Here is a 655-nt window from a genome sequence, read left to right as displayed (position 1 = left end):
GTGCGAAGCTTTTTATAAGCTCTCGATGCATGAGATTTATTAATGTTAAGTTCAGAACAAATATCTGCCATATTCATTCCAATGCCATCTCGTGAAAATAGTAAATGCTCCAGCACTATTCTTTCTTGGGGCGAAAAGAGATGCCTATGTTGCGTAAAATCATGACGGAGAAGTGCTATGTCATAGGAATAATCATCAGAAGTGGGACTTAATGCCCCCCCCCTGAAATTTCACCTTTACTGTTATAACCATTCCAGTCTATGGACATCGTTTTCTGTTCAATCAAGCGGCTTGACCTGCGATAGTAATCTGCAACAGTCCGCTTCACAATAACCTGACAGAATGAGAACAGTTTGTTTTCAGGGAGTTCTTCACTTGTGTAGTTCGACACCGATTCCAAGATACGAAGAATAGCGGTTTGCTTTCACATCCTCTTTATCTTGGTGGGCGACTTTGAACAACTCAAAGTCAAAGACAGGCTTAAGGAAGTCAAAGTTAGAAACTACGATCTGCATGTTATGTCATCCTCCATTTTCACAGTACATGAATTAAGTATTTGTGATCTTTGTTCTCTCAGAGCCGTAATTTCAGCTTTTATGGCTTCGCGGCGTTTAGGAGAGGTTCGCCTACCTCCAAACTCAAGGACAAGCTTATA

Annotated in this window: 1 protein-coding gene; it reads right to left on the bottom strand. The window is 40.9% G+C overall.

Annotation, left to right across the window (positions count from 1 at the left end; all coding sequences use genetic code 11):
* Window positions 1-371 precede the first annotated feature (371 nt).
* Window positions 372-515, bottom strand: coding sequence for a hypothetical protein (locus tag C1I60_RS24455; RefSeq protein ID WP_170970773.1), 144 nt, complete (start codon window positions 513-515; stop codon window positions 372-374).
* Between the last annotated feature and the right edge of the window lie 140 nt (window positions 516-655).

This window comes from Paenibacillus terrae (assembly GCF_005217525.1).
Lineage (GTDB): Bacteria > Bacillota > Bacilli > Paenibacillales > Paenibacillaceae > Paenibacillus > Paenibacillus terrae_C.
This window is presented reverse-complemented; position numbering and strand designations above follow the sequence as displayed.